Genomic DNA, 24,220 nt, shown 5'->3' on the forward strand with positions numbered 1-24,220 from the left:
TTATTTAAAACGAATGGTATATCGCTTGCTGACCTGTCATATAAACCAATGCTAAATTCTTTGCTGGTTAATGATATCTTATAAAACTTCCCGCATTTTTGTATTTACCACAGCCATGTCAAAATAATATTTTATATCAATAAATTAAACGTAACACTGCATAGTGAATTGGTTAAAAAATATAAAATAAGTTGCAATGCAAATAATAATCATTATCATTAATTGCGAATCAAGTCGTGAATGAAATCACTTATAACAATCGATGATAGGATAAACAATGAAATTAGTTAATCAATTAACCGTATTAGGGGTATTAGGTACAGCCTCTTTTATCGCAACTGCACAAGACCAACAGGAAGATGAGGCTAAGATTGAAACAATGAAAGTTGTTGCCACCATTACCGATAGTCATGATCAACGGCTAAAAAAATCAGCAACCGCAACCAAAATGCCTCTTGATATCAAAGATATTCCTCAAACAATAAACGGTATTAACCTTGAACAAGAAAAAATTTATGGGCAAAACGATTTAAGTGTGCTGGTGAATAAATTGCCCGGTGTTGATACCACTTATGATATGCGTGATGAAGGCATAAAAATTAGGGGATTTTCGGCAAGTTCGGGTGATATTTATCGTGACGGTGTTCGAGCCAGTGGTCAGGTCAGACAAAGTACTGCCAATATTGAACGTGTAGAAATATTAAAAGGTCCAGCCTCTGTGCTTTATGGGCGTGGATCCGGTGGCGGTATTGTAAATATGATTAGTAAACAAGCTAATTTCGATTCTCCCACCACATTGAGTTTACGTGGCGGTTCATGGGATAAATACGGCGGTATGGTTGATATCAATCAGGTGTTAACCGACAAATTGGCAATACGGATGACTATCGATCATCAAACTGACCATAGTTTCCGTAAAGGCATTAAGCAACGAGATACCATGGTATCGCCAAGTATACTGTATGATAATCTCGGCGGGTTTAGTTGGTTAGTACAATATACCCATGATAATTTATGGCGCCGTCCGGATAGAGCACCGGCATATTATGATTTACCGAAAGGCGTATCGATAAAAACTGCTTATGCGCACCCGGATGATTATGTGAAAGATAATTATCGTTCATTACGTTCAGTCCTGGGGTTTGAATTAAATTATGATTGGTCGCTTAAATTAACCAATCAATACCGCAAAGCTTCACAAAATTTTGACCATATTTATGGTGGGAGTTATTGTTCGGTAAATGGTCAATTGAGTAATGGTAAAGCCTGCAATTATCCCGGTAAATTACAATTTCGACGAGCATGGCAAGAAACGGCTAACATAACCTATAGTAATACGCTTGATTTAATGGGCAAGTTTAACACCGCTAGTATTGAGCATGAAATGTTAGTTGGGATTGAATACAACATTGAAAAACGCCAACCCAGACTTGCTTTAACCAGTGCTTATCCGGAAGTGGTCGATCCATTTCATCCTCACTGGTACTCAAAAAAGTCACATTATAATAAATTGAATACAAAAACGAATCACAAAGCGACTTCTAAAGGGCTGTATTGGCAAGATTTAATCAGCTTTACAACCCAGTGGAAGTTACTTGCCGGATTGCGTTATGATAATTATGAATTTGCCTCCAATGATGAACTAAAACATCAACGTCGCTCCTATAGCGGTCATTCATTAAGCCCAAGAGTTGGTTTGATTTGGCAACCAATCGAATCACAAAGCCTTTACGCCTCTTACAGTAAAAACTTTTCGCCGTATGGTGGACGTGGATTAATTACCCTCTCTACTGACCCCAAAACGGTTTATGATGATAAACCCCAATATTCACGCCAATATGAAATTGGCATTAAAAGCGATTGGTTAGGTGATAAGCTCTCATCTCAAATCGCCCTTTATGATCTTGAACTTTACAATGTGCGCTATCAACCTGATGCAGTCAACGATCCTTATAATTGGCAGGTTAGAGGTAGCGATCGAAGCCAAGGTGTGGAGTTTAGCCTAATTGGTCAACTCAGCTCATCATGGTATATCAATAGCGGTATAGGCTATCAGCAGGCGAAAGTGCATAAAGATAACAAAAACCCGGCTAATAAAGGCAAATATTTATCCAATACAGCCAAACAGAGCGGTTATGTCAACGTTCGATACCTACCTGCCGAAAATTGGTTTACCGAGCTGGAGTTTAATTATAAAGGCTCAATGTATAACGATGACAAAAATCTCTATAAGCGAGCAGGATATGGCTTATGGAATGGTGCTATCGGTTATCAAAGCAAATCGTACGATATTACGCTAGCTGTGACTAATTTATTCGGTAAAAAGTATTGGCGCTCAAATAGCATGCCCGGCACACCAAGAGCCTTTTTGCTGACAGCCAGTTACAAGCTATAACATCTAAAAAGTCTTAAGGTGATTATCTAAAGATCAAATCGCTTTAAACTACCCATGACGTTTCAAACAATTAATATAAACAAAGAGGGAAGTGCTTCCCTCTTTAAGAAGATTATTGCCGATAAGATTACTGCCCTTTTGCAGACAGCTCAATGATTTTCATTGTGACTTCAAACGATTTCAAAAAAGAAGATAGCGGTAAAAACTCAAAACATGAGTGGAAATTGTGTGCACCGGTAAAATAATTTGGTGTCGTTAACCCACGTGCTGATAACGCTGAACCGTCTGTTCCTCCTCGCATGGCAATGGTATTAGGCTTAATACCGAGCAACTCAAAGGATTGATAAATGAGATCAATACAACGGCGATCTTCACCTAAATAGTTAGCAATATTGCTATAGGTATCGGTAATATGACATTCGATTTTGGCTTTTGGATATTTAACCCGAATTAACTTAATCACCTCTTGAATATAGGCTTTACGAGCTTGATAGCTGGCTAAATCAAAGTCTCGAATACTCATTTTTAACGTAGTGGTGCTTTGATTGCCAACAATATCATTAAACCAATAATAGCCCTCTTTACCTTCAGTGTGCTCAGGCGTCTGGAAGCTATCAAAGCAGTTAATAATATCGTTAGCGACTCGAATTGGATTGACCAACACATTTTTGGCTGACATAGGGTGAGCTGATACCCCTTGAATTTCAATAGTTGCTGAACCTGCATTAAAGGTTTCATACACCACTTCACCCAGTTCGCAACAATCAATGGTATAAGCAAAATCAGGTTTAAAACGTGTTAAATCAAGTTTTTTGGCACCGTTAAGCCCCACTTCCTCATCAGGCACAAAAGCAACATAGATATCGCCATGCGGGCGGTTTTGTTGTTGTAACTGATCTAACATGGTCATTATCACGGCAATAGCGGCTTTATTATCCGCCCCAAGTACACTTGTGCCGTCGGTGACAATTAACTCTTGATTAAGATATTTCATCAATTCAGGGTGCTCATCAACGCAAAACCAGATCGCTTTTTCTTTGTTTAATAAAATATCTTGACCGGTGAAAGTAACACGCTGAGGATTAATCTTATCTGAAAGCGCCACATCAACGGTATCAAGGTGGGCGACAAAACCAATATTTGGGGCAGAAGGATCATTGCCGGCTAATTTTGCTGTAACAATACTGTGTTCATCAAGATGCACATCTTGTAAATTCAGTTGCAATAACTCTTGCTCAAGTAATTTGGCAAGCTGTGTTTGTCCTGGTGTTGAAGGAACATGAGCACACCCCGCTGCACTTTGGCTGGGAATGCTGACATAACGTAAAAAACGTTCAACTAATTGTTCAGTCATATTCATAATTTGTTTGCGTCCTTATCAATAATTAACTTTCGATTGGCGGATAGACATAACCACTGTCAAAACCAATTGGAATACCTAAAAACCAAAATAGCAGTAAGTTTATCGTCAAAGCAATCAGTAAGGCTGCGGTATAAGGGATCATCATCGAACTTAATGTACCCACGCCGGTTTGTTTGCAGTACTGTTGGCAATAAGCAATGATTAACGGATAAAAAGCAAACATTGGCGTACTGACATTAACCGCTGAACTGATGCGATAAGCGGCTTGCGTCAATTCCGGCGATATGCCAACTGACATCAACATAGGTACAAAAATTGGCGCTAAAATTGCCCATTTTGACGATGCTGATGTAATTAATACATTAAGCATACTGGTTAAAATAATCACCCCAAAAATGGTGACAACTGAAGGCAGATGTAATGCTTTTAAAAACTCAGCCCCGCCGATAGCAATTAACGTCCCGATTTGAGAGAGTGAAAACACATATAAAAATTGGGCACAAAAGAAGGCAAACACAATAAATGGAATCAGTGATTTAATAATATTTTCCATTGATTTTACAATATCACGTGACGATTTAAAGGCGCCAGTGGTAAACCCATGAATCAAGCCCGGAATCGCAAAAAAGACAAATAATAGCGGAACGATAATTTGCATGATCGGCGCTTGGTTACTGGTCAAACTGCCGTCCGGCGCACGTAATAACGAGTTTTTCGGTAATAAAAGTAAAACTAAGCCAATGGCGATAATTAAAAAAACTACTGAAGCGACTTTAAAAGCACGATTTTCAATTGGCGTGATTGCCGGTGAATCTGCAATATTATCTAACTGTAGATCTTTATTTAATGGCATGGTTGCTTGCAAACGTGGTTCAACAATTTTATCGGTGACAAACCAACAAGCAATTAAGACAAAAAACGTCCCACCAAAACTCAAAAAGTAGTTACAAAGCACATTGACTTGATAACTAGGATCAATAATTTCCGCCGCACTTTGCGTAAAGCCTTGCATAATGGGATCGATAATTGACGGCGTATAGCTCGAACTAAAACCGCCGGCTAATCCGGCAAATGCAGCGGCAATACCGGCAAGTGGATGACGGCCGGTTGCATAAAACATCATTGCTGATACCGGCATTAAAATCACATAAGCCGAATCTGATGCAATATGGCATACCATACTGACAAAAATAACCGACGGGGTCACTAATTTTTTGGGTGTGACCGCTAACAACTTTTTAAGTAGCACATGAATATAGCCACTACTTTCGGCAATACCAATCCCTAAAGTGGCAACGATAGTGATACCGAGTGGCGGAAAGGAGACAAAATTGTTCACCATTTTGGTTAAAAACACCACCAGATGATCCGGCGATAGCATATTAACGACTGCTACTTTTTGCTGGGTAACCGGATTGATGTAGTCAAAGCTCACAAAAGACAGGAGGCAAGAAGCCACAAAACAGATAACTAAAGCGTAGAAAAACAGCGTTGTGACATCCGGAATTTTATTACCAATTCGTTCAATAGTATTTAAAAAACCGCCACTAGGTATTGGCGATTGATTTTTTGTTTGATTCATAAAAAAAGTACGTTTGAATAGTGTTCGGAATGACAATTTAGCATAGATTAATTATACAGGCAAACAAGGCTTTGAGCGGCTTTTTTATACTCAAACGTAGGTGATTTCTGAAACTTTTTTACATTATTATTACTTATGAAAAAGCCTATTTTTATATTTTCTTTGATGAGCTTAATCCTCAATAATTCGATAGTATATTTCTCAAGGCGGTGTAAATGCTGGTATTGGCTCAATTTCAGCGATTAAACCGTTGCTCGTCAATAATAATAAATTTTCATTGAGGCCGATTGCATTAAAAAAATTTGGTGCTATAGTGTGTGAATATTTAGTCATAAAAATGGCATAAATATGCAGTTTGAAAATAAATGATATTTCACGAAGTATGATATATAAGCAGTGAGGTTTTTATTATGGTTTTCGATCTCGATTTAATTAAACGCATCTATCAGCACTATCCACAAAAACTTGACCACATCCGCCAAACTATCGGAAACCCCTTAACCCTAACCGAAAAGATCCTCTATACCCACCTTGCCGAAGGAGAGAAACTCAAAGCTTATCAGCGAGGTGAGGATTATGTAAATTTTTCCCCCGACCGTGTGGCAATGCAAGATGCCACAGCACAAATGGCGCTTTTACAATTGATGACTTCCGGGCGTAACAAAGTTGCTGTGCCTTCTACCGTTCACTGTGATCACCTTATTCAAGCTTACAAAAATGCTTATGATGATCTGATTGTTGCGCAAAGCAATAATCAAGAGGTCTATCAATTTTTACGGGATGTATCAAACAAATACGGCATCGGTTTTTGGAAACCCGATGCCGGCATTATTCATCAAGTTGTTCTTGAAAATTATGCCTTTCCCGGTGGAATGATGATAGGCACTGATTCACATACCCCAAATGCCGGTGGGCTATCTATGATAGCTATTGGTGTTGGTGGGGCGGATGCTGTTGATGTTATGGCGGGCATGCCGTGGGAACTAAAAATGCCAAAAATTATTGGCGTAAGGCTAACCGGTAAATTATCCGGCTGGGCTTCACCTAAAGATGTGATTTTAAAACTGGCTGGGATCTTAACGGTAAAAGGGGGCACCAACTCAATTATCGAGTATTTTGGCGAAGGTGCATCATCGTTATCGGCAACTGGCAAAGCGACTATTTGTAACATGGGCGCCGAAGTGGGCGCCACCACCTCAATTTTTCCTTATAGCCAAAAATCAGCCGACTATTTAGCGATGACAGGGCGTCAAGAGGTGGTGGATTTAGCTCAAGATTTAATGGACTGCTTTAATGCCGATCCGTCCGTGTTAGCGCAACCGGCAAACTACTATGATCAGGTCATCGATATCAACCTGTCCGAACTCGAGCCTTATGTTAATGGACCATTTACCCCCGATCTGGCCTATCCGATCTCAACCTTAGCCGCTGCTGTGGCTGAGCACAATTATCCCGATAACATGGAAGTTGGCTTGATTGGCTCATGTACTAACTCATCGTATGAAGATATGATGCGGGCGGCATCAGTGCTTGATAGCGCTAATCAATTAGGGCTTAAAGTGCAAGCGAAATTGATCATTAATCCCGGTTCAGAGCAAGTAAAATATACCTCACAACGAGACGGCATTTTACAGCGTTTTGAGCAAGCCGGGGCGGCAGTTATGGCAAATGCTTGTGGTCCTTGTATCGGTCAGTGGCGGCGTGATGATGTGGCAGATGAACATAAAAATGCCATTGTTACGTCATTCAATCGTAACTTTGCCAAACGTAATGACGGTAGCCCAAATACCTATGCTTTTGTCTGTTCACCGGAAATTGTGGTGGCATTATCCATTGCCGGCAAGCTAAGCTTCAATCCACTCACTGATAGCCTTGTTAATCAACAAGGACAACAAGTTAAACTGCCGGAGCCTTTTGGGGATGAACTACCCAAACAGGGATTTGCCGTTGATGATGCCGGCTATATTGAGCCGCTAGCTGACGGTAGTCACATTACCATTCACATCGCCCCAAATTCAGAGCGGTTACAGCAATTAGCGCCTTTTTTACCCTGGGACGGACAAGATATTGTATCGCAACCGCTGTTAATTAAAGTCGCCGGCAAATGCACAACAGATCATATTTCAATGGCTGGTCAATGGCTTAAATTCCGAGGGCATTTAGATAACATTGCTAACAATATGCTAATTGGCGCCGTTAACGCCTTTAATCAAAAAACCAATTGTGTATTAGATGCACAAACCGGCGAGTATATGCCCGTTCCGGCCTTAGCCCGAAAATTGAAAGCCCAAGGTTTAGGCTCGATTGTTGTTGCCGAAGAAAACTACGGCGAAGGATCCTCACGTGAGCACGCTGCTATGGAGCCTCGTTTTTTAAATGTAAAAGCTATTGTGGTTAAATCATTTGCTCGCATTCATGAAACCAACCTTAAAAAGCAAGGCATGTTAGCGTTGACCTTTGTTGATAAAAATGACTACGACAAAATTCGGCAAGATGACCAAATCAGTATTACCGGCTTAATTGATTTTGCGCCGGGCAAAAATCTAACCTTAACGCTTCACCACCAAGACGGCACCACTGACAGTTTTGCCGTTGCGCATACTTACAATCAAGCACAAATTGAGTGGTATAAAGCAGGCAGTGCCCTAAATAAGCTAAAAGCCCAAATTAACCACAATTAAACATAACAGGGAGAAACCCGATGAAACAGCAAGTTTTGATTGAAAATGGACAGTTAATCGTACCAAATCATCCGACCATTCCTTTTATTGAAGGTGACGGCGTGGGCAAAGAGATATGGGCAGCGGCCAAAACGATATTTGATACTGCCGTTAAAAAAGCTTATCACGGCGAGAAAAGCGTACAATGGTGCGAAGTGCTGGCGGGCGAAAAAGCTTACAACCTCATCGGTAGCTGGCTTCCGCAAGAGACTATCAATGCTTTTAAACACTATCTTATCGGTATCAAAGGTCCATTAATGACACCGGTTGGTGAAGGAATTCGTTCACTTAATGTGGCATTACGGCAAGAATTAGATCTGTATGTCTGTTTACGACCTGTGCGCTGGTTTAAAGGGGTAGAATCACCGATTAAACATCCGGAAAAGGTCAATATGACCATTTTTCGGGAAAACACCGAAGATATTTATGCGGGCATCGAATGGCAACAAGGTACCCCCGAAGCCGAAAAATTCTATCAATTTTTATCGACACAAATGGGCGTTAACAAAGTGCGATTTCCGAAAACCTCATCATTTGGGGTTAAACCGGTATCGATTGAGGGATCGCAGCGATTAATCCGTGCAGCGATAAAATACGCCTTACAACATCAATTACCGTCAGTCACATTAGTGCATAAAGGCAACATTATGAAATTTACCGAAGGTGGATTTAAACAATGGGGATATGCCTTAGCCGAAAGCGAGTTTGCCAATGAAGTATTTACCATGAATCAATATGCCAAAATGGCCAAAGCTAATGGTCAAGCTCTTGCCGATGAAGCCTTACAAGCGGCCAAATCATCCGGCAAACTGATTATAAAAGATGTGATTTGTGATGCCTTTCTACAAAATACGCTGCTTAAGCCACAAGATTACAGCGTTGTGGCTACCTTAAATCTTAATGGTGATTACATCTCCGATCAACTTGCCGCTCAAGTTGGTGGCATTGGCATTGCACCGGGGGCAAACATTAACTATCTGACCGGACATGCGATTTTCGAAGCAACGCACGGCACAGCACCGGATATTGCCGGGCAAAATCAAGCCAATCCGTCCTCGCTGTTATTATCGGGTGTGATGATGTTTGATTATCTAGGTTGGTATGAAGTAGGGCAACTGATTACTCAAGCTATGGAAAAATTATTTCAGCAAGGAAAAGCCACAACAGACTTAGCCCGCTTTATGCAAAATGGGCAACCCTTATCCACAAGTCAATTTACCCAAGCGGTAATTGATAACTTATAAAACAAGGGTGGTAAACAAAATGAAAGAGAAGTTTTTGGTTTATAAATTATCTGAAACCATTAAAAACACCAGCAAAATTGAGTCGCAGCTATTCGAAAAATTCAATGTTAAACGTGGTTTACGTAATGCTGATCACACAGGTGTACTGGTTGGATTAACTAAAATCGGCGACGTGCTAGGCTATGAGCGGTTAGATAATGGTGTATTAAAACCGATTGACGGAAAATTATTGTATCGTGGGATTAATATTGACGATCTGGTACATAATGCTCAAAAAGAGCAGCGCACAGGCTTCGAAGAGACCATTTATCTGCTTTTATCCGGCTATTTACCGGATGCGGAAGAACTGCGTGACTTTTCCCGATTACTTTGTGAATCAATGGCGCTGGAAAAACAGACCAAAATTGCCATTATGCAGCTCGAAGGTCACGATGTGATGAACATCTTAGCAAGAACAGTGCTGGAAATGTACACCCATGACCCACAAGCGGATGACACTTCTCGAGACAATTTAATGCGCCAATCAATTGACTTAATTGCCAAATTTCCGGCGATTATTGCTTATGCCTATAACATGTTAAGCCATAGCGCCAAAGGCAAATCGTTACATATTCGCCACCCGCATGAAGATTTTTCTATCGCTGAAAATTTTTTATATATGATGAAAGGCTCCGGAGGTTATACGCAACTTGATGTGAAAGTATTAGATCTCGCCTTGATTATTCATGCCGAACATGGCGGCGGGAATAACTCAACCTTTACCGTACGGGTGACCAGTTCAACCGGCACCGATACTTATTCCTCAATTGCTGCCGGTATCGGCTCGTTAAAAGGACCCTTGCATGGTGGGGCAAATTTGCAAGTCGGCAAAATGCTCAAACACCTCGCACAACAGATCCAAGATTGGACTGATGTTACCGAAATTGATAACTACTTAAAACGCATCTTAAATAAAGAAGTGTTCGACCAAAAAGGGCTGATTTATGGCATTGGACATGCGGTTTACACCGTATCCGATCCACGAGCCGTGTTACTTAAAGAAATGGCGTACGAACTGGCTAAAGAGAAGGGACGAGTAAAAGAGTATGATTTTTTAAACTTGCTTGAACAACGTGCCATTAATGCCATTGTTAATCGAAAAAACGCCCGAACCAAAAAACAGGTCTGCGCTAATGTCGACTTTTATTCCGGATTTGTCTATGACATGATTGGCTTACCGAAAGAGGTCTACACCCCGTTATTTGCCATGTCCCGAATTGTCGGTTGGTGTGCACATCGAATTGAAGAGCTCAATTTTGATGACCGCCGAATTATTCGACCTGCCTATAAAAACATCGGTCAGCTTAAACCATTTATTCCTCTTGAAGATCGTTAATGTTATCCGCCGTCAGCACACTGCTGACGGTAAAATCGAAACCAGCGCTTATAAAAAAAGCATGGTGCTTTAAAGCAATAGTTTGTAGACTATGTATCATTATCTGTTCCAACCCTTTAAGATTGTATAAAAATCATCTATGAATCTTTTAAAATCTTTAGCAACAGTCAGTTCAATGACAATGGTATCACGAGTATTAGGCTTTGTGCGTGATGCAATTATCGCCCGGTTTTTTGGCGCCGGCATGGCAACTGATGCTTTTTTTGTTGCTTTTAAACTGCCTAATTTATTAAGACGTATTTTTGCTGAAGGCGCTTTTTCGCAAGCATTTGTGCCAATCTTAGCGGAATATAAAAATCAGCAAGGCATCGACGCAACCCGCACCTTTGTCGCTTATGTATCAGGCTTATTAACACTGGTACTGGCGCTGGTCACCTTAATTGGTGTGCTCACCGCCCCTTTTATCATAATGTTAACTGCGCCGGGATTTTTGGAAGATTCGACCGAAAAATTTGAACTTGCCACCACCTTACTACGCCTCACTTTTCCTTATATCTTTTTTATTTCGCTAGCATCGCTGGTTGGGGCAATTCTTAACACCTGGAATCGATTTTCAGTTCCGGCCTTTGTGCCCACGCTGCTTAATATCAGCATGATAATTTTCACGCTCTTCCTCACCCCTTATTTCGATCCGCCAGTATTGGCATTAGCGGTATCTGTTGGGGTTGGAGGTATATTACAACTCCTTTATCAGCTCCCTTATTTGAAAAAAATAGGCATGTTAGTCTTGCCACGCATCAGCTTTAAAGACAGCGGTGTATGGCGAGTTTTAAAACAAATGGGACCGGCGATTTTAGGCGTTTCAGTGGGGCAAATCTCACTGATTATCAACACCATTTTCGCCTCGTTTTTAGTATCGGGATCAGTTTCGTGGATGTATTATGCCGACCGATTAATGGAATTCCCCGCAGGCGTACTCGGCGTAGCGTTAGGCACAATACTATTACCGTCATTAGCAAAAAGCTTCACAAACGGCGATCAAAAGCAATACAGCGAGCTATTAGATTGGGGATTACGCTTATGCTTCTTACTCGCTCTACCTAGTACTGTCGCTTTAGGGGTCATATCAGGCCCATTAATCTCAACCCTATTTGAGTACGGACACTTCACCTTAACTGACACCTTAATGACACAACGGGCATTAGTTGCCTATTCAATAGGTTTGCTTGGACTGATATTAATCAAAGTACTGGCGCCGGCTTTCTATTCCCGACAAGATATCAAAACACCGGTAAAAATAGCCATAATAACCCTTATCTTAACCCAACTGATGAACTTGATTTTTATTGGACCACTACAGCATGCCGGACTCTCCTTATCAATCGGACTGGCTGCATGTTTTAATGCCGGATTACTCTTCTGGCAATTACGCAAAAAGCAACTCTACCAGCCGCAACCGGGTTGGTATCTATTCTTAACCCGAGTGATCATCGCAGTCATACTCATGTCAGCCGTATTATGGTTTGGCGCCCAACTCCTACCAAATTGGTCAACCGGAACAATGCTAATGCGTGTAGGACGATTACTCTTATTGGTAATCGCCGGCATAATCATCTATTTTGCCGCATTAATGGCAATGGGATTTAAAATAAAACATTTTATAAAACGGATTGATTAGGGGTAAGAAGTTGTCGGGTTTTGATCTGTCGGTTTTTGATCTGCAAGTTTCGGACGCTGTGAATTAGTCGATATTTTCAATACGATGTCTGCGTCCGAATTAGGGGGATTTTATGCGAAATCCCCCTAATAACCCCCACGCAGCACCACCCAAAGCGGTCTTCGACTGCCCTCCGCCTTCGTTCGGTCTTAACGCACCGGCGCTGATTTGTTCCGGACAAAGCAGCGCCTCGCCAAACATCCTTGTTTGGCGTGCTAACCTCACTTAGTTGTCGGCGCTTTGTGAAGGTGCGGTCTGGTGCATTTGTTTGCTTTTGGGAAAAGAAGCGGTAGGGGATTTAGGATATTTTTTAAACGCTAAAATTTTTACTTAAACATCTATGATTTCTGAAAGTTTTTGACAAAGTTTTATAGGATCTTGAAAATTGCAGGCATTCAAATGCTGTTATTAGGTCGATTTTTTCAATACGATCTCAGCATCCGAATTAGTGGGTTTTTAAAACTAGTTAAAGTGGCTGCTTTATGCTTAAACGTAGGTATTTTCTGAAAGTTCTTGTCAAAAATTTTTATGTTTATTGGAAAACCGCTTAGTGCAATGTTGTACGGAGAGGGAGCGGATTATGCACAGAGTCCTTCTATTCGGACGCTAACATCATTAGGAAAAAATCAATCAAATTCCCAGCGTCCGAAACCTACAGATTAAAAAACTATGGCTTTCATTACCCATAAAATCTTGTCAAAAAGTTTCAGAAAATATAGGTGTTTAAGTAAAAAACATAACCCTTGCCAAAAACTTTCAGAAAATACCCACGTTTTAGTATAAAAACAAAATTTTTAAGATATTTTCAAAATATCCCAAAACCTAAATGGTAACTTTTCACCAAATCATAAAAGTGCACCAGATTGCACCTTCACAAAGCGCCGACAACTGAGTGAGGTTAGCACGCCAAACAAGGATGTTTGGCGAGGCGCTGCTTTGTCGGGAACAAATCAGCGCCGGTGCGTTAAGACCGAACGAAGGCGGAGGGCAGTCGAAGACCGCTTTGGGTGGTGCTGCGAGGGGGTATAGGGGGATTTCGCATAAAATCCCCCTATTCGGACGCAGACACCGAAATGAAAATATCAACTAATTTCCAGCGTCCGAAACCTAAAGATCCAAAACCTATGACTTTCATCACCCATAAAATCCTGTTAAAAACTTTCAGAAAATATAGGTGTTTAAGTAAAAAACACAAATCACTGACAAGAACTTTCAGAAAACATATACGTTTAAGTATAAAAACAAAATTTTAAGATATTGTTTAAAATATCCAAATTCCCATACCATTACCTTCCACAAAAGCAAACAAGTGCACCAACCCGCACCTTCACAAAGCGCCGACAACTGAGAGAGGTTAGCACGCCAAACAGGGGTGTTTGGCGAGGCGCTGCTTTGTCCGGAACAAATCAGCTCCGGTGCGTTAAGACCGAACGAAGGCGGAGGGCAGTCGCCAGACCGCTTTGGGTGGTGCTGCGAGGGGGTATAGGGGGATTTCGCATAAAATCCCCCTATTCGGACGCAGACACCGAAATGAAAATATCAACTAATTCACAGCGTCCGAAACCTGCAGACAAAAAACCTACAACTTTCAAAGAAAGTAAAAAACTTGTCAAGAAGTTTCAGAAAATATAGGCGTTTAAGCAAAAAAACACAAACCACTGACAAGAACTTTCAGAAAACACCCACGTTTAAGTATAAAATCTAAATAACCTCAACCAAAAACTCAAAACACTAAATAATCCAGCGAACGCTTAAATAGAAAGGATATTAACAAAAAGGGGCCGTTAAACTAACCGACCCAAAGGACTAAATAAAAGCTTATTTAATCAAATGACATTAACCAAAATTTGACAAACTGGCCTGTCAAATTGACAGGCCGCTACATCGACTATAAAAACGAACGGTAAGGTAATTCCGGTTCGTCAGTAAAGATATCTCTAAAGCCACGATAGTGCTGATAATGCATTTTACCTTTATCAGTTGGATAAGTATAACGCCCACCGACTTGCCAGAAGAATGGCGAGAATTGGTAATCAAGGCGATCTTTTTTCATTTCCCATAACACTTCAATTTCACGAGGATCACTTTGGAAGTTTGCCCAGATATCGTGGTGGAATGGAATCACGACTTTAGTATTAAGTGATTCGGCTGCACGTAAAATGTCTGATGAGGTCATTTTATCGGTTACACCACGTGGGTTTTCACCGTAAGAAAGCAACGCCACGTCAATCTTATAATCGTTACCATGTTTCGCATAGTAGTTAGAATAGTGAGAATCGCCAGAGTGATAAAGTGATCCGCCGGATGTTTCAAACAGATAGTTAACCGCTCTATCATCCATACCGTCTAAAATCGATTTATCGGTTGAAGAGACGCCTTTAGGTAGCGTTACTAAAGAAGTTCGGTCAAATGAGTCAAGCACACGAATGGTGATATCACCCACTTCTATGGTATCGCCCACTTTGGCAACGATGCAACGATCTTCCGGCACGCCCCAGCTTTTCCATAATTCGACACAAGCTTTAGGACCAATAAATTTGACTTTCGGTGAACAATTTTGAATTACCGCCGCTGCCACATTAACGTCAATGTGATCAGCATGATCGTGGGTTGCCATTACTGCGTCGATCTCTTTTATCGCAAAAGGGTCAAGCACAAAAGGGCTGGTTCTTAAATTGGGTTGTAACTCACGCACGCCGCCCATACGCATCATTTGATGTTGTTTGTTCATGAAAGGGTTGGCATGAGTTTTTTTACCTGTTCCACACCAAAAATCCACCGAGATATTTGTATTACCAGCCGATTTTAACCAAATCCCGGTACAAGCAAGCCACCACATGGTAAACGTATTGGGTTTAACCTCGGTTGTTTCAATCTCTTCATTAAGCCAAGTTCCCCACTCAGGAAACGTATTTAATATCCACGATTCACGGGTAATTTCGTTCACTTTACTCATACTATGTTCCTTTTAACAATAATAATTAGACTAAAATCACTTCTACACCTTGTTTTTTGATGCTCTCAATTACTTCCTTGTTTGCTTGCTTACCGGTAATTAAGATATCAATTTTATTTACTGGGCAAAAAAGCATGCCTGAATTTGCTTTGGTATCGATTTTTGAACTATCGACCACCACTACCAATTTTTCCGCTTTTTCTAATATTTGCTGTTCAGCTACAGCGCTTAATATTTCATTTTTATAAAGGCCTGTTGGCGTAAGGGTTTTGCCACTGGTAAACATCCATTTACCGGCATAGGAATCTGTGATACTGGCAATTGGGTTGAGGATGATATTTTGTGTTTTGTTATATAAACCACCCATAATGATGACATTTTCATGATCATGCTCAATTAAATAACAAGCCAGTGGAAAGTAGTTTGTGATAATCGAAACCTGCTTGCCACACAATTCACGTCCTAATAAAAAAGCGGTTGATCCACAATTAATCACCACATTTTCATCGTTACTGCATAGCTTTGCCGCTCGTATCGCAATGCGTGCTTTTTCGTGATAGTTTTCGGTGTTGTTGATGTCAATTGGCACCCAAATCGCTTTTTGTTCTTCTAATCGCATAATGCCATTACGAACTTTTTTTACTCGCCCTTCTTGATCTAATTTTGTGATATCACGACGGGCTGTAGCCGGTGAGATCGAAAAAAGTTCGATCAATTCTGTCACTTTGAGCATCCCTTTTTCGCTCACTAAAGCAACAATTTCATTATGTCGAGTTATTTCGTTCATTTATCGCCTCAAGTTGTCCATTTTTTGATTAAATTTGATTATTTGTGATAATAGTTTTCATTCACAATATTGTCAATTATTTTAAAAATCCTATTCCATGGATATTTCTTTAATATATTGTAAAAAAATAACTTTTGCATTTGTTTGGAACGGTTTTTTTAACAAAAGTGTGATCACAATCACAGATATTAAGTCGAATGAATTAGAAAGGTGATCTTGGTCAAATTAATCATAAATAATCATTGAGTGATTAATTGTGATTGTGAAAAGATGATGTCGGTTAATTGAGTCATTTGCGATTGATTAACCAATGAAGTTTAAATTTATCTCAAAATTAACTTCATCATTAACAACCATATAAGAGACATTTTGATGATTTATTCATCTATCTGTTGTCAGTTCTTCGAATAATTGAAGCAGTAGTGTCCATTACCATTGAGAGGGGTCTATGGAAGTAATCTATAACATATTTTATATTTTTTATAGCCAAGTGATGACAAAGGCGCCTTTGTTACTTGGGTTAGTGACAATGTTAGGCTATTGCCTTTTAAGAAAAGATATCACCACTATTTTAAAAGGAACAATTAAAACTATCGTCGGTTTCATGTTATTGCAAGTTGGTTCGGGCGTTTTGGTTTCGACCTTTAAACCGGTTATCGCCAAACTTTCTGAATATCATGGTATCAAAGGATCAATTATCGATACTTATGCCTCAATGGTGGCGGTTGAGACAGGCATGGGTGAGTATTATTCATGGGTAGGCTATGCGGTACTATTAGCGCTTGCGATTAATATTTTATTGGTTATTTTCCGCCGTATAACCGGAATTCGGACAATTATGCTTACCGGACATATCATGTTCCAACAAGTGGGCTTAATTGCACTATTTTATTTCCTATTTGGTTTTAGCATGTGGGAAACAATCATCTACTCAGCTGTTATTACGGCGCTCTATTGGGGAATTTTTTCCAATATGATGTTTAAACCAACTGAGGCCGTCACCGGTGGAGCTGGGTTTTCAATTGGTCATCAGCAACAATTAGGGTCGTGGATTGCGGTTAAATTAGCGCCGAAATTAGGTGATAAAAATGATTCAGTGGATAATCTAAAACTTCCGAAATGGTTGCATATTTTCCATGATAGCATTGCGGCAACCGCAATTGTCATGACCATCTTTTTTGGCATTATTCTACTTTCTTTCGGTTTAGATAATTTACAAACAATGGCCGGTTCAACCCATTGGACAATCTATATTTTAGAGACAGGGCTTAAATTTGCGGTGGCAATTCAAGTTATTGTTGGCGGCGTGAGAATGTTTGTTGCCGAATTATCTGAAGCCTTTAAAGGTATTTCTGAAAAATTAATTCCTAATGCGGTACTCGCCATTGACTGTGCGGCGATTTATGCGTTTTCACCTAATGCAATGGTGTTTGGTTTTATCTGGGGTGCATTAGGGCAATTTTTAGCTATTGCTTTATTACTGGTCTTTAAATCGCCGATTATGATCATTCCGGGCTTTATCCCGATGTTCTTCTCTAATGCGACCATTGGCGTATTTTCTAACCATTTTGGTGGCTGGAAAGCGGTGATGAAGATCTGTTTTGTTATGGGCATGATTGAAGTATTTGGCTCTGCCTGGGTGATTCATATCTTTGCGCAAAATGGTACACCAATCGATTCTTGGATGGGTATGGCTGACTGGGCTATCTTGTTCCCGCCTATTTTACAAGGATTATCTTTCTCTTACTTATTCATCTATGTACTTATCGCTTTAGCTTTAGTCTATATGTTCTTTGCGGCTAAACAGTTACGTCAAGAAGAAGCAGAACAAAAAAATAGACCGCTGGTGGATGATCCAACTGAAGATGTTAACGAAGCGGTCGTTGAAAAAATGGAAGAAGTGGCAATTAGTGAAGGTAAACCGGTGCGCATTTTAGCGGTATGCGGCAGTGGTCAAGGCTCTTCAATGATGATGAAAATGAAAATTGCCAATTATTTAGATAAGAAAGGCATAGCCAATGTTATGGATTCATGTGCAGTTACCGATTACAAATCCCGTTTACCTAATGTCGATATTATCGTTGCCTCTAAGCATCTGATCCACGAGATTGAAGTCAACGAAGGACAACATGCTTTAGGTGTACAAAATATGCTAAATCCAAACACATTTGGTGATGAACTTATTGAACTGATTAAAAAAGTTCTTGCCCAGTAAATTATATAAAAGGAGCGCAACATGGCTTTGAAAGAATCATTGATTGAAAACAACTCTATTTTACTTAAAGCTGATGCAGCCACTTGGCAGGAAGCTATCAAGTTAGGAACGGATATGCTTGTTGCATCTCAAGCGATTAAACCCTCTTATTATGAGGCGATTATTCACTGCGTAAAAACCATGGGTCCTTACATTATTATCGCCCCTAATTTTGCCATGCCACACGCCAGACCCGAAGACGGCGTGAATCGAACAGCATTTGCTTTAGTCACACTCAATAAACCGGTCTACTTTGACGGCGAACCGGAACCGGTTGATGTGCTTATCACGTTAGCGGGCAGTACTTCAGATGAGCATATGCAAGGGTTAATGGAAGTGACACAAGTACTCGATGATGAAAACAGTGAAACAGGTGTTGATCTCGATAAGTTAAGAGCGTGTAAAACCAAAGAAGATGTTTATGCCGTCATCGATAAGGCATTAATGGGAGGTTGATTTATGTATCAGGCTTTAAAAGAGAAAGTATTACAAGCTAATTTAACCCTGCCCAAACATCACTTAGTGACCTTTACTTGGGGTAACGTTTCGCAAATTGATCGTACTAAAGGGGTGATTGCGATTAAACCCTCCGGCGTAGAGTATGAAAATATGAAGGTCGAAGACATTGTTGTCTTGTCACTAGAAGGTGAGATAGTCGAAGGACGATTAAACCCGTCAAGCGATACCGCAACGCATCTTGAGCTTTACAAAGCGTTTAGCAACATTGGTGGCATTGTGCATACTCATTCACCTTTTGCCACCATTTGGGCGCAAGCAGAATTAGATGTACCGGCATTAGGCACAACGCATGCGGATTATTTTTATGGCGATGTACCTTGTACAAGGCGATTGACTGAAAATGAAATTGCGTCAGATTATGAAAAAAACACCGGATTAGTGATTATTGAGGAGTTCAAGCGTCGTGGTCTTGATCCGGTTGCTATGCCTGGCGCATTAATTTCAGGACATGCGCCATTTTGTTGGGGAAAAGATGCCATTGATGCAGTACATAACGCAGTGGTACTCGAAGAGGTGGCTAAAATGGCGCTGTCAACTCGTCAGCTTAATCCAACCATTCATATTCAACAAGCTTTATCAGATAAACACTATTTCCGTAAGCATGGTGCCAATGCTTATTATGGTCAAAAATAGAATTTAAAGGGGAAGTAAAATGACAAAACCTATGTTACAAATAGCCTTAGATCAAACAGAATTAAAGCCGGCTTTAGAGGTAGCAGAGAATGTTGCCGGATTTGTCGATATTATCGAAGTAGGAACGATTCTGGCATTTGGTGCCGGCATTATTGGTGTGAAAACCTTAAGAGAAAAGCACCCTAATCATATTTTAGTGTGTGATTTAAAAACCACCGATGGCGGTGCTATTTTGGCGAAAATGGCGTTTTCTGCTGGCGCAAATTGGCTCACGGTTTCAGCAGCGGCGCATATTGCAACCATTGAAGCTTGTAAAAAAGTGGCTGATGAGTATAACGGTGAAATTCAAATTGAGCTGTATGGTCATTGGACGCTTGAAGATGCCAAAGCGTGGCGTAAATTAGGCATCAAACAAGCGATCTATCATCGCTCACGAGATGCCGAATTGGCAGGGGTTGGTTGGGGCGAAGAAGATCTGGTTAAAATGCGCCAACTTTCTGATCTGGGGTTAGAGTTATCCATCACCGGTGGCATTGTGCCGGAAGATATACATCTGTTCAAAGGAATTAAAACCAAAGCATTTATCGCTGGTCGAGCACTAGCCAATGAAAACGGTCAACAAACGGCGCAAGCGTTGAGAGATCAAATTGCTAAATATTGGTAAGCGGATTGATGCAGTCACTTAATTAGTGACTGCATCAAGCTTTATTTAATCACTATTAGGTTTAAACTATGACAGAAAGTTCAATCAATATCATCAAATCATCGCCTTTGATCGGTCTTTATGAAAAAGCACTTCCTAATACGCTTTCATGGCAAGAAAAATTTAACCAAGCGAAATCATTAGGATTCGACTTTATCGAACTGTCGATTGACGAAACTGATGAACGTCAAGCAAGGCTCGATTGGTCAGATGAAGAGATTTTCAGCTTAAAGCGATTATGTGAACAAACCGGCATCTATTTTCATTCCATTTGTTTAAGCGCTCACCGTAAATACCCATTTGGCTCAGCGCAGGAGAGTATTCGACAACAAGCTAAAATCATTATGAATAAAGCCATTTTGCTTGCTTATAAGTTAGGCGTGAGAGTGATTCAGTTAGCGGGCTATGATGTTTATTACGAACCGGCTAATTTAGAGACTCATCAGCGTTTTATTGAAGGAATGCAATGGAGCGCCAAACAAGCTGAGCGAAGGGGCGTGATGTTAGCAGTTGAGATAATGGATACCAACTATCTCAACTCGCTCAGTAAATTTGAGATTTTACGAAAATCAGTCAACTCCCCTTATTTTATGGCTTATCCGGATGTGGGTAATATTACCGGTTGGAACTATGATGTGTGCACCGAGCTATTACTCAGCAGTGAACATATTGTGCAAATACATCTAAAAGATACTTACAAAGTTAAACCCAATTACGCTGGACAGTTTCGTGATTTAGTGATCGGTGAAGGTGAAGTCGATTTTGCTGCGATCTTCACAACGCTCAAACAGATGAATTATACCGCACCATTGGTAATTGAAATGTGGGCACAAGATCAAAACTGGAAACAAAATATCGTGACGGCTAAACAGCGCTTAACGGATATTGCTCAACAAGCCGATTTCCCACTATTTAGTTAATCGGGTTTAGGTTAATTGTTCCACTCATTTTTTACATTGCTTCACCCCCTTCAAGCTGGTGAAGCGTGTTTACACGCTTATTATTATCACTAAGGCTAAACAGCTAACGATTATTTTTAACCAATTGATTCATAAACTGTTTTTCACTGTTTAACCCTTAATAAACAAGGCGGATATTAAAAATATTATTGGTGATTGTTTGCGCTTGTGGTATTTTATTTATCGGTTTTGGTTATGCTGTCTAATCTATATTATATGTTTCAAGGTCGTGTTTTAACCAGATTTTAAATTTCCAAATTGAAATAAAAATAAGGTATTAAATGACTTTAAGCATTGTTTCAAAAAAATTATCTTTTTTTACATTACCTCTTACTTTTGTTGCACTGTTTTTTATTTTCAGTGTGCTTATTATTCTATGGTTATTTTTATATCCATTTATTGGGGTAATTGACCATTTTTATCTATTATGGTCAATTATTAGCGATTATATCCTCTACTTGCATAATGAATTTTATAATTTAATTCCGGTTGCTTTATTAAGTTTTATTGTTTCGGCTTTCGCTTTAAATCGATGTAATATTCATATTTTCACGCTGAAAAATCTCCTTCTGTTAGAAATCAATGTAGTTATAGTCAAAATCTTTGACTTAATATTTGATCACATTTTTGTTAACAGTGACTTATTGGCAAGGTTTATCGCGCCTAATTCAAGTGGCGGGATTGTGACGGCGGCTATCAGCTATAATGTGCTTAAGCTGACCTTAATCGGTCTGATTATCTATTTTTATATTAAACTGATGAGTCCATGGTTTGATAAAAGTAAACAGGTTTTTGAGCTTAACCAACAAAATAGCACTCGTATTCACTTTGTGTTGTTTATTGCGCTATATATGTTCTTGTTTGTTGTGTTTACCGCTTTATTATTGTTCACCACCCTAACCATTTCTAACTATTATCATGCAAGTGAGTTAAATGAGATCTTCCCACTTATGGTTTTTTTGATTAATTTATTGCTGGTTATATTAATTAGTCGAAAACAGTTCAAACAAACTTTTGTAGTGCTACAGACCGATAGAATTATTAAAAGTGCGCTGTTAATTAATCTATTTACGGTGATTTTCAATCTGCTTTGTCTGGCGTTATTGTTTAATAATACTAGATTAATTTATTGGGCAAATAACTTGCGATCGCATTTTAGCTATATTCTACCTTTAATAACGTTATTGATATCGATGATTTGCCCGTGCTTTATTGTCGCTTCAATTACCCGTTATTACTTTGCCGGTTCCACAAAAGGGCATATGTTATTTAAGTAATGATTGTTGTTGTTCTCGCTCTAAAAAACCAATGATCTCTTGTTGTGATTTAAGCGTTCGAATATTGCGCAATAATGATGCTGCCGGTTGATAATGTTGTCGTAGATATGCCAGCCATTGTTTGATTCGAGCAGAATGGTAAAACGGTTTGGCATCGGCAACATGGCTGCTTGCGTAGCGACTTAATATTTGTAAAACGTCTTGCCAGCTTAACGGTGCTTGTTTAAAGCGTATCATATTGGCTAAATTAGGAATGGTTAATATTCCCCGACCCAGCATAATATCGCTGGTTTGGCTCTGATTGACACAATTTTGGGCATCTTCAATAGCAAAGATTTCACCATTGGCTATGACCGGAATGGTCACTTTTTGTTTTATGTGGCCTATGGTCTGCCAATCGATTTTGTCCGCTTGATAACCGTCCTGTTTTGTTCGACCATGAACTACCAATTCAGTGGCTCCGGCGCTGGCAATGGCTTGCGCAATCTCATAGCAAAGAGATTTATCATGCCAACCGAGACGAATTTTAACCGATAATATTTGCTCGTTGCCAATCGCTTGTCGGACGTGTTGAACAATATCGAAGATCTGCTGTGGATATTGTAATAAATAGGCGCCGCCATGGCTGCCAACCACGGTTTTAGCCGGGCAACCAAAATTAATATCCACGCCATAGGAGCCTAATTCGATCGCTTTGAGCGCATTTTCTGCCATCCATTGCGGTGATTGTCCCAGTATTTGGACACGAACAGGTGTGCCCGATGTGGTTTTTCCGCCATGGTTAAGCTCTGGGCAAAGTCGATAAAAGGTTCGATTGGATAATTTATGATGCGTGACGCGCACAAACTCCGTCACGCAATAATCAAATTGATTTATTTCAGTTAAGATTTGTCGGACATGATAATCCAATACACCTTCCATTGGTGCTAATATAATTCGATTAATATTCATTGTGTTACCCGATTTTTATCGCTTTCACCACAGATCGGACAATCGGGCTGCTTTGAAAGTCCAACCTGATTAAATTGCATACTCATGGTATCAATCATCAGCACCCGACCCACTAATGGCTTGCCATAATCGGTTAAAACTTTAATAGCTTCGAGTGCTTGCATCGATCCAAACATGCCGACTAATGGCGCCATGACACCGGCTTCAACGCAACTTAGTTGATCTTGCCCAAACAGTCGGCTTAAACAGTGGTAACATGGCGTATTAGCTTGATAAGTAAAGGTTGTTAATAACCCTTCCATTCGTATAGCCGCAGCAGAAACTAGCGGTTTTTTAAGCTGATAACAGTTGCCATTAATCTGTTCCCGGGTGGATAAGTTATCGGTGCAGTCGATGACAATGTCGTGTTGTTGAATTAATGCCATTAACTTCTCATCTTCAATTTTATCATTGATTGCAGTTATTTCGATATCCGCATTGATGTTAAGTAATGCTTGTTTGGCTTCATCCACTTTAAATTTGTTGATTGACTGTGCAGTATATAAAATTTGCCGGTTTAAGTTAGATGCGGACACGGTATCAAAATCGACTAAAGTTAATTTACCGATACCGGCACTGGCTAAATAGAGTGAAGCGGCACAACCTAATCCGCCCAGACCAATTATTAACACAGCGCTATTTTTTAAGATCTGCTGTTTATCAATATCAAAACCACGTAAAGTGATTTGTCTGTCATAACGATAGAGTTCTTGATCGGTTAGCGCTTGCATAGAAAGTTGTGTTGG

At 40.0% G+C, this 24,220-nt stretch carries 19 protein-coding genes; 12 read left to right on the forward strand and 7 right to left on the reverse strand.

Annotated elements, in window-relative coordinates:
* Positions 1 to 277: 277 nt before the first annotated feature.
* Entirely contained in the window at positions 278 to 2,395 is a 2,118-nt protein-coding gene (locus J3U37_RS00080; RefSeq protein WP_267372925.1) for a TonB-dependent receptor, read from the forward strand.
* A 127-nt stretch (positions 2,396 to 2,522) separates the two neighbouring features.
* Here the strand turns inward: J3U37_RS00080 and pepT are convergent, their stop codons facing one another.
* Positions 2,523 to 3,755, reverse strand: coding sequence for a peptidase T (gene pepT, locus J3U37_RS00085; protein WP_267329022.1), 1,233 nt, complete (start codon positions 3,753 to 3,755; stop codon positions 2,523 to 2,525).
* A 25-nt stretch (positions 3,756 to 3,780) separates the two neighbouring features.
* On the reverse strand, positions 3,781 to 5,340 hold the full coding sequence (locus J3U37_RS00090; protein ID WP_267372926.1) for an AbgT family transporter: 1,560 nt from the start codon (positions 5,338 to 5,340) through the stop codon (positions 3,781 to 3,783).
* 410 nt (positions 5,341 to 5,750) lie between these two features.
* Between J3U37_RS00090 and J3U37_RS00095 the strand changes: the two genes are divergently transcribed.
* The 4 genes from J3U37_RS00095 to murJ all read left to right on the forward strand — a co-directional run bounded on the left by J3U37_RS00095 (position 5,751) and on the right by murJ (position 12,357).
* Positions 5,751 to 8,021: an aconitate hydratase gene (locus J3U37_RS00095; protein ID WP_267372927.1), complete on the forward strand. Its 2,271-nt coding sequence runs from the start codon at positions 5,751 to 5,753 to the stop codon at positions 8,019 to 8,021.
* Positions 8,022 to 8,041: 20 nt separating this feature from the next.
* Positions 8,042 to 9,304 (forward strand): NADP-dependent isocitrate dehydrogenase, encoded by a 1,263-nt coding sequence (gene icd, locus J3U37_RS00100; RefSeq protein WP_267372928.1) that lies wholly within the window; start codon positions 8,042 to 8,044, stop codon positions 9,302 to 9,304.
* 19 nt (positions 9,305 to 9,323) lie between these two features.
* The gene (locus J3U37_RS00105; protein ID WP_267329019.1) at positions 9,324 to 10,679 is read left to right on the forward strand and encodes a citrate/2-methylcitrate synthase; all 1,356 of its coding nucleotides are present in this window, start codon (positions 9,324 to 9,326) and stop codon (positions 10,677 to 10,679) included.
* A gap of 139 nt (positions 10,680 to 10,818) precedes the next feature.
* Positions 10,819 to 12,357 (forward strand): murein biosynthesis integral membrane protein MurJ, encoded by a 1,539-nt coding sequence (gene murJ / locus J3U37_RS00110; RefSeq protein WP_220218164.1) that lies wholly within the window; start codon positions 10,819 to 10,821, stop codon positions 12,355 to 12,357.
* A gap of 99 nt (positions 12,358 to 12,456) precedes the next feature.
* Here the strand turns inward: murJ and J3U37_RS00115 are convergent, their stop codons facing one another.
* Entirely contained in the window at positions 12,457 to 12,621 is a 165-nt protein-coding gene (locus J3U37_RS00115; protein WP_267372929.1) for a hypothetical protein, read from the reverse strand.
* 667 nt (positions 12,622 to 13,288) lie between these two features.
* Between J3U37_RS00115 and J3U37_RS00120 the strand changes: the two genes are divergently transcribed.
* Positions 13,289 to 13,486: a hypothetical protein gene (locus J3U37_RS00120; RefSeq protein ID WP_267372930.1), complete on the forward strand. Its 198-nt coding sequence runs from the start codon at positions 13,289 to 13,291 to the stop codon at positions 13,484 to 13,486.
* Between the two features lie 798 nt (positions 13,487 to 14,284).
* Here the strand turns inward: J3U37_RS00120 and ulaG are convergent.
* Together ulaG and ulaR are read right to left on the reverse strand one after the other, a co-directional pair.
* A complete protein-coding gene (gene ulaG, locus J3U37_RS00125) occupies positions 14,285 to 15,352 on the reverse strand; it encodes an L-ascorbate 6-phosphate lactonase (protein ID WP_267329851.1) in 1,068 nt (355 codons plus the stop codon).
* 25 nt (positions 15,353 to 15,377) lie between these two features.
* Positions 15,378 to 16,139: an HTH-type transcriptional regulator UlaR gene (ulaR, locus tag J3U37_RS00130; RefSeq protein WP_267372931.1), complete on the reverse strand. Its 762-nt coding sequence runs from the start codon at positions 16,137 to 16,139 to the stop codon at positions 15,378 to 15,380.
* A 448-nt stretch (positions 16,140 to 16,587) separates the two neighbouring features.
* Between ulaR and J3U37_RS00135 the strand changes: the two genes are divergently transcribed.
* From J3U37_RS00135 to J3U37_RS00160, 6 genes are all read left to right on the forward strand, one after another.
* Positions 16,588 to 18,354 carry a PTS ascorbate-specific subunit IIBC gene (locus tag J3U37_RS00135; protein ID WP_220218160.1) on the forward strand — a complete coding sequence of 589 codons (1,767 nt, stop codon included), beginning with the start codon at positions 16,588 to 16,590 and terminating at the stop codon, positions 18,352 to 18,354.
* A 21-nt stretch (positions 18,355 to 18,375) separates the two neighbouring features.
* Positions 18,376 to 18,849, forward strand: a complete 474-nt coding sequence (locus tag J3U37_RS00140; RefSeq protein WP_220218159.1) for a PTS sugar transporter subunit IIA — start codon at positions 18,376 to 18,378, stop codon at positions 18,847 to 18,849.
* A gap of 3 nt (positions 18,850 to 18,852) precedes the next feature.
* Positions 18,853 to 19,545 carry an L-ribulose-5-phosphate 4-epimerase gene (locus J3U37_RS00145; RefSeq protein WP_220218158.1) on the forward strand — a complete coding sequence of 231 codons (693 nt, stop codon included), beginning with the start codon at positions 18,853 to 18,855 and terminating at the stop codon, positions 19,543 to 19,545.
* Positions 19,546 to 19,564: 19 nt separating this feature from the next.
* The gene (locus J3U37_RS00150; protein WP_220218157.1) at positions 19,565 to 20,209 is read left to right on the forward strand and encodes a 3-keto-L-gulonate-6-phosphate decarboxylase UlaD; all 645 of its coding nucleotides are present in this window, start codon (positions 19,565 to 19,567) and stop codon (positions 20,207 to 20,209) included.
* Positions 20,210 to 20,277: 68 nt separating this feature from the next.
* Positions 20,278 to 21,168, forward strand: coding sequence for an L-ribulose-5-phosphate 3-epimerase (locus J3U37_RS00155; protein WP_267372932.1), 891 nt, complete (start codon positions 20,278 to 20,280; stop codon positions 21,166 to 21,168).
* A 320-nt stretch (positions 21,169 to 21,488) separates the two neighbouring features.
* Positions 21,489 to 22,484, forward strand: a complete 996-nt coding sequence (locus J3U37_RS00160; RefSeq protein ID WP_267334886.1) for a hypothetical protein — start codon at positions 21,489 to 21,491, stop codon at positions 22,482 to 22,484.
* On the opposite strand, the gene dusC is transcribed toward J3U37_RS00160, so the two are convergent.
* Together dusC and J3U37_RS00170 are read right to left on the reverse strand one after the other, a co-directional pair.
* Complete coding sequence (gene dusC, locus J3U37_RS00165) at positions 22,473 to 23,435, reverse strand: tRNA dihydrouridine(16) synthase DusC (protein ID WP_267372933.1); 963 nt, start codon at positions 23,433 to 23,435, stop codon at positions 22,473 to 22,475. The two genes, J3U37_RS00160 and dusC, sit on opposite strands and share 12 nt — an antisense overlap.
* Complete coding sequence (locus J3U37_RS00170) at positions 23,432 to 24,205, reverse strand: molybdopterin-synthase adenylyltransferase MoeB (protein ID WP_220218153.1); 774 nt, start codon at positions 24,203 to 24,205, stop codon at positions 23,432 to 23,434. The genes dusC and J3U37_RS00170 overlap by 4 nt, the downstream gene beginning before the upstream one ends.
* Positions 24,206 to 24,220: the final 15 nt, after the last annotated feature.

It is taken from the genome of Gilliamella sp. B3172 (assembly GCF_026536465.1).
Classification (GTDB): Bacteria; Pseudomonadota; Gammaproteobacteria; order Enterobacterales; family Orbaceae; genus Gilliamella.

What these genes read in the sequence shown, in the direction of transcription:
- J3U37_RS00080 (WP_267372925.1), top strand. Translation starts at nt 278, where the DNA reads ATGAAATTAGTTAATCAATTAACCGTATTAGGGGTATTAGGTACAGCC.
- pepT (WP_267329022.1), bottom strand. Translation starts at nt 3,755, where the DNA reads ATGAATATGACTGAACAATTAGTTGAACGTTTTTTACGTTATGTCAGC.
- J3U37_RS00090 (WP_267372926.1), bottom strand. Translation starts at nt 5,340, where the DNA reads ATGAATCAAACAAAAAATCAATCGCCAATACCTAGTGGCGGTTTTTTA.
- J3U37_RS00095 (WP_267372927.1), top strand. Translation starts at nt 5,751, where the DNA reads ATGGTTTTCGATCTCGATTTAATTAAACGCATCTATCAGCACTATCCA.
- icd (WP_267372928.1), top strand. Translation starts at nt 8,042, where the DNA reads ATGAAACAGCAAGTTTTGATTGAAAATGGACAGTTAATCGTACCAAAT.
- J3U37_RS00105 (WP_267329019.1), top strand. Translation starts at nt 9,324, where the DNA reads ATGAAAGAGAAGTTTTTGGTTTATAAATTATCTGAAACCATTAAAAAC.
- murJ (WP_220218164.1), top strand. Translation starts at nt 10,819, where the DNA reads ATGAATCTTTTAAAATCTTTAGCAACAGTCAGTTCAATGACAATGGTA.
- ulaG (WP_267329851.1), bottom strand. Translation starts at nt 15,352, where the DNA reads ATGAGTAAAGTGAACGAAATTACCCGTGAATCGTGGATATTAAATACG.
- ulaR (WP_267372931.1), bottom strand. Translation starts at nt 16,139, where the DNA reads ATGAACGAAATAACTCGACATAATGAAATTGTTGCTTTAGTGAGCGAA.
- J3U37_RS00135 (WP_220218160.1), top strand. Translation starts at nt 16,588, where the DNA reads ATGGAAGTAATCTATAACATATTTTATATTTTTTATAGCCAAGTGATG.
- J3U37_RS00140 (WP_220218159.1), top strand. Translation starts at nt 18,376, where the DNA reads ATGGCTTTGAAAGAATCATTGATTGAAAACAACTCTATTTTACTTAAA.
- J3U37_RS00145 (WP_220218158.1), top strand. Translation starts at nt 18,853, where the DNA reads ATGTATCAGGCTTTAAAAGAGAAAGTATTACAAGCTAATTTAACCCTG.
- J3U37_RS00150 (WP_220218157.1), top strand. Translation starts at nt 19,565, where the DNA reads ATGACAAAACCTATGTTACAAATAGCCTTAGATCAAACAGAATTAAAG.
- J3U37_RS00155 (WP_267372932.1), top strand. Translation starts at nt 20,278, where the DNA reads ATGACAGAAAGTTCAATCAATATCATCAAATCATCGCCTTTGATCGGT.
- J3U37_RS00160 (WP_267334886.1), top strand. Translation starts at nt 21,489, where the DNA reads ATGACTTTAAGCATTGTTTCAAAAAAATTATCTTTTTTTACATTACCT.
- dusC (WP_267372933.1), bottom strand. Translation starts at nt 23,435, where the DNA reads ATGAATATTAATCGAATTATATTAGCACCAATGGAAGGTGTATTGGAT.
- J3U37_RS00170 (WP_220218153.1), bottom strand. Translation starts at nt 24,205, where the DNA reads ATGCAAGCGCTAACCGATCAAGAACTCTATCGTTATGACAGACAAATC.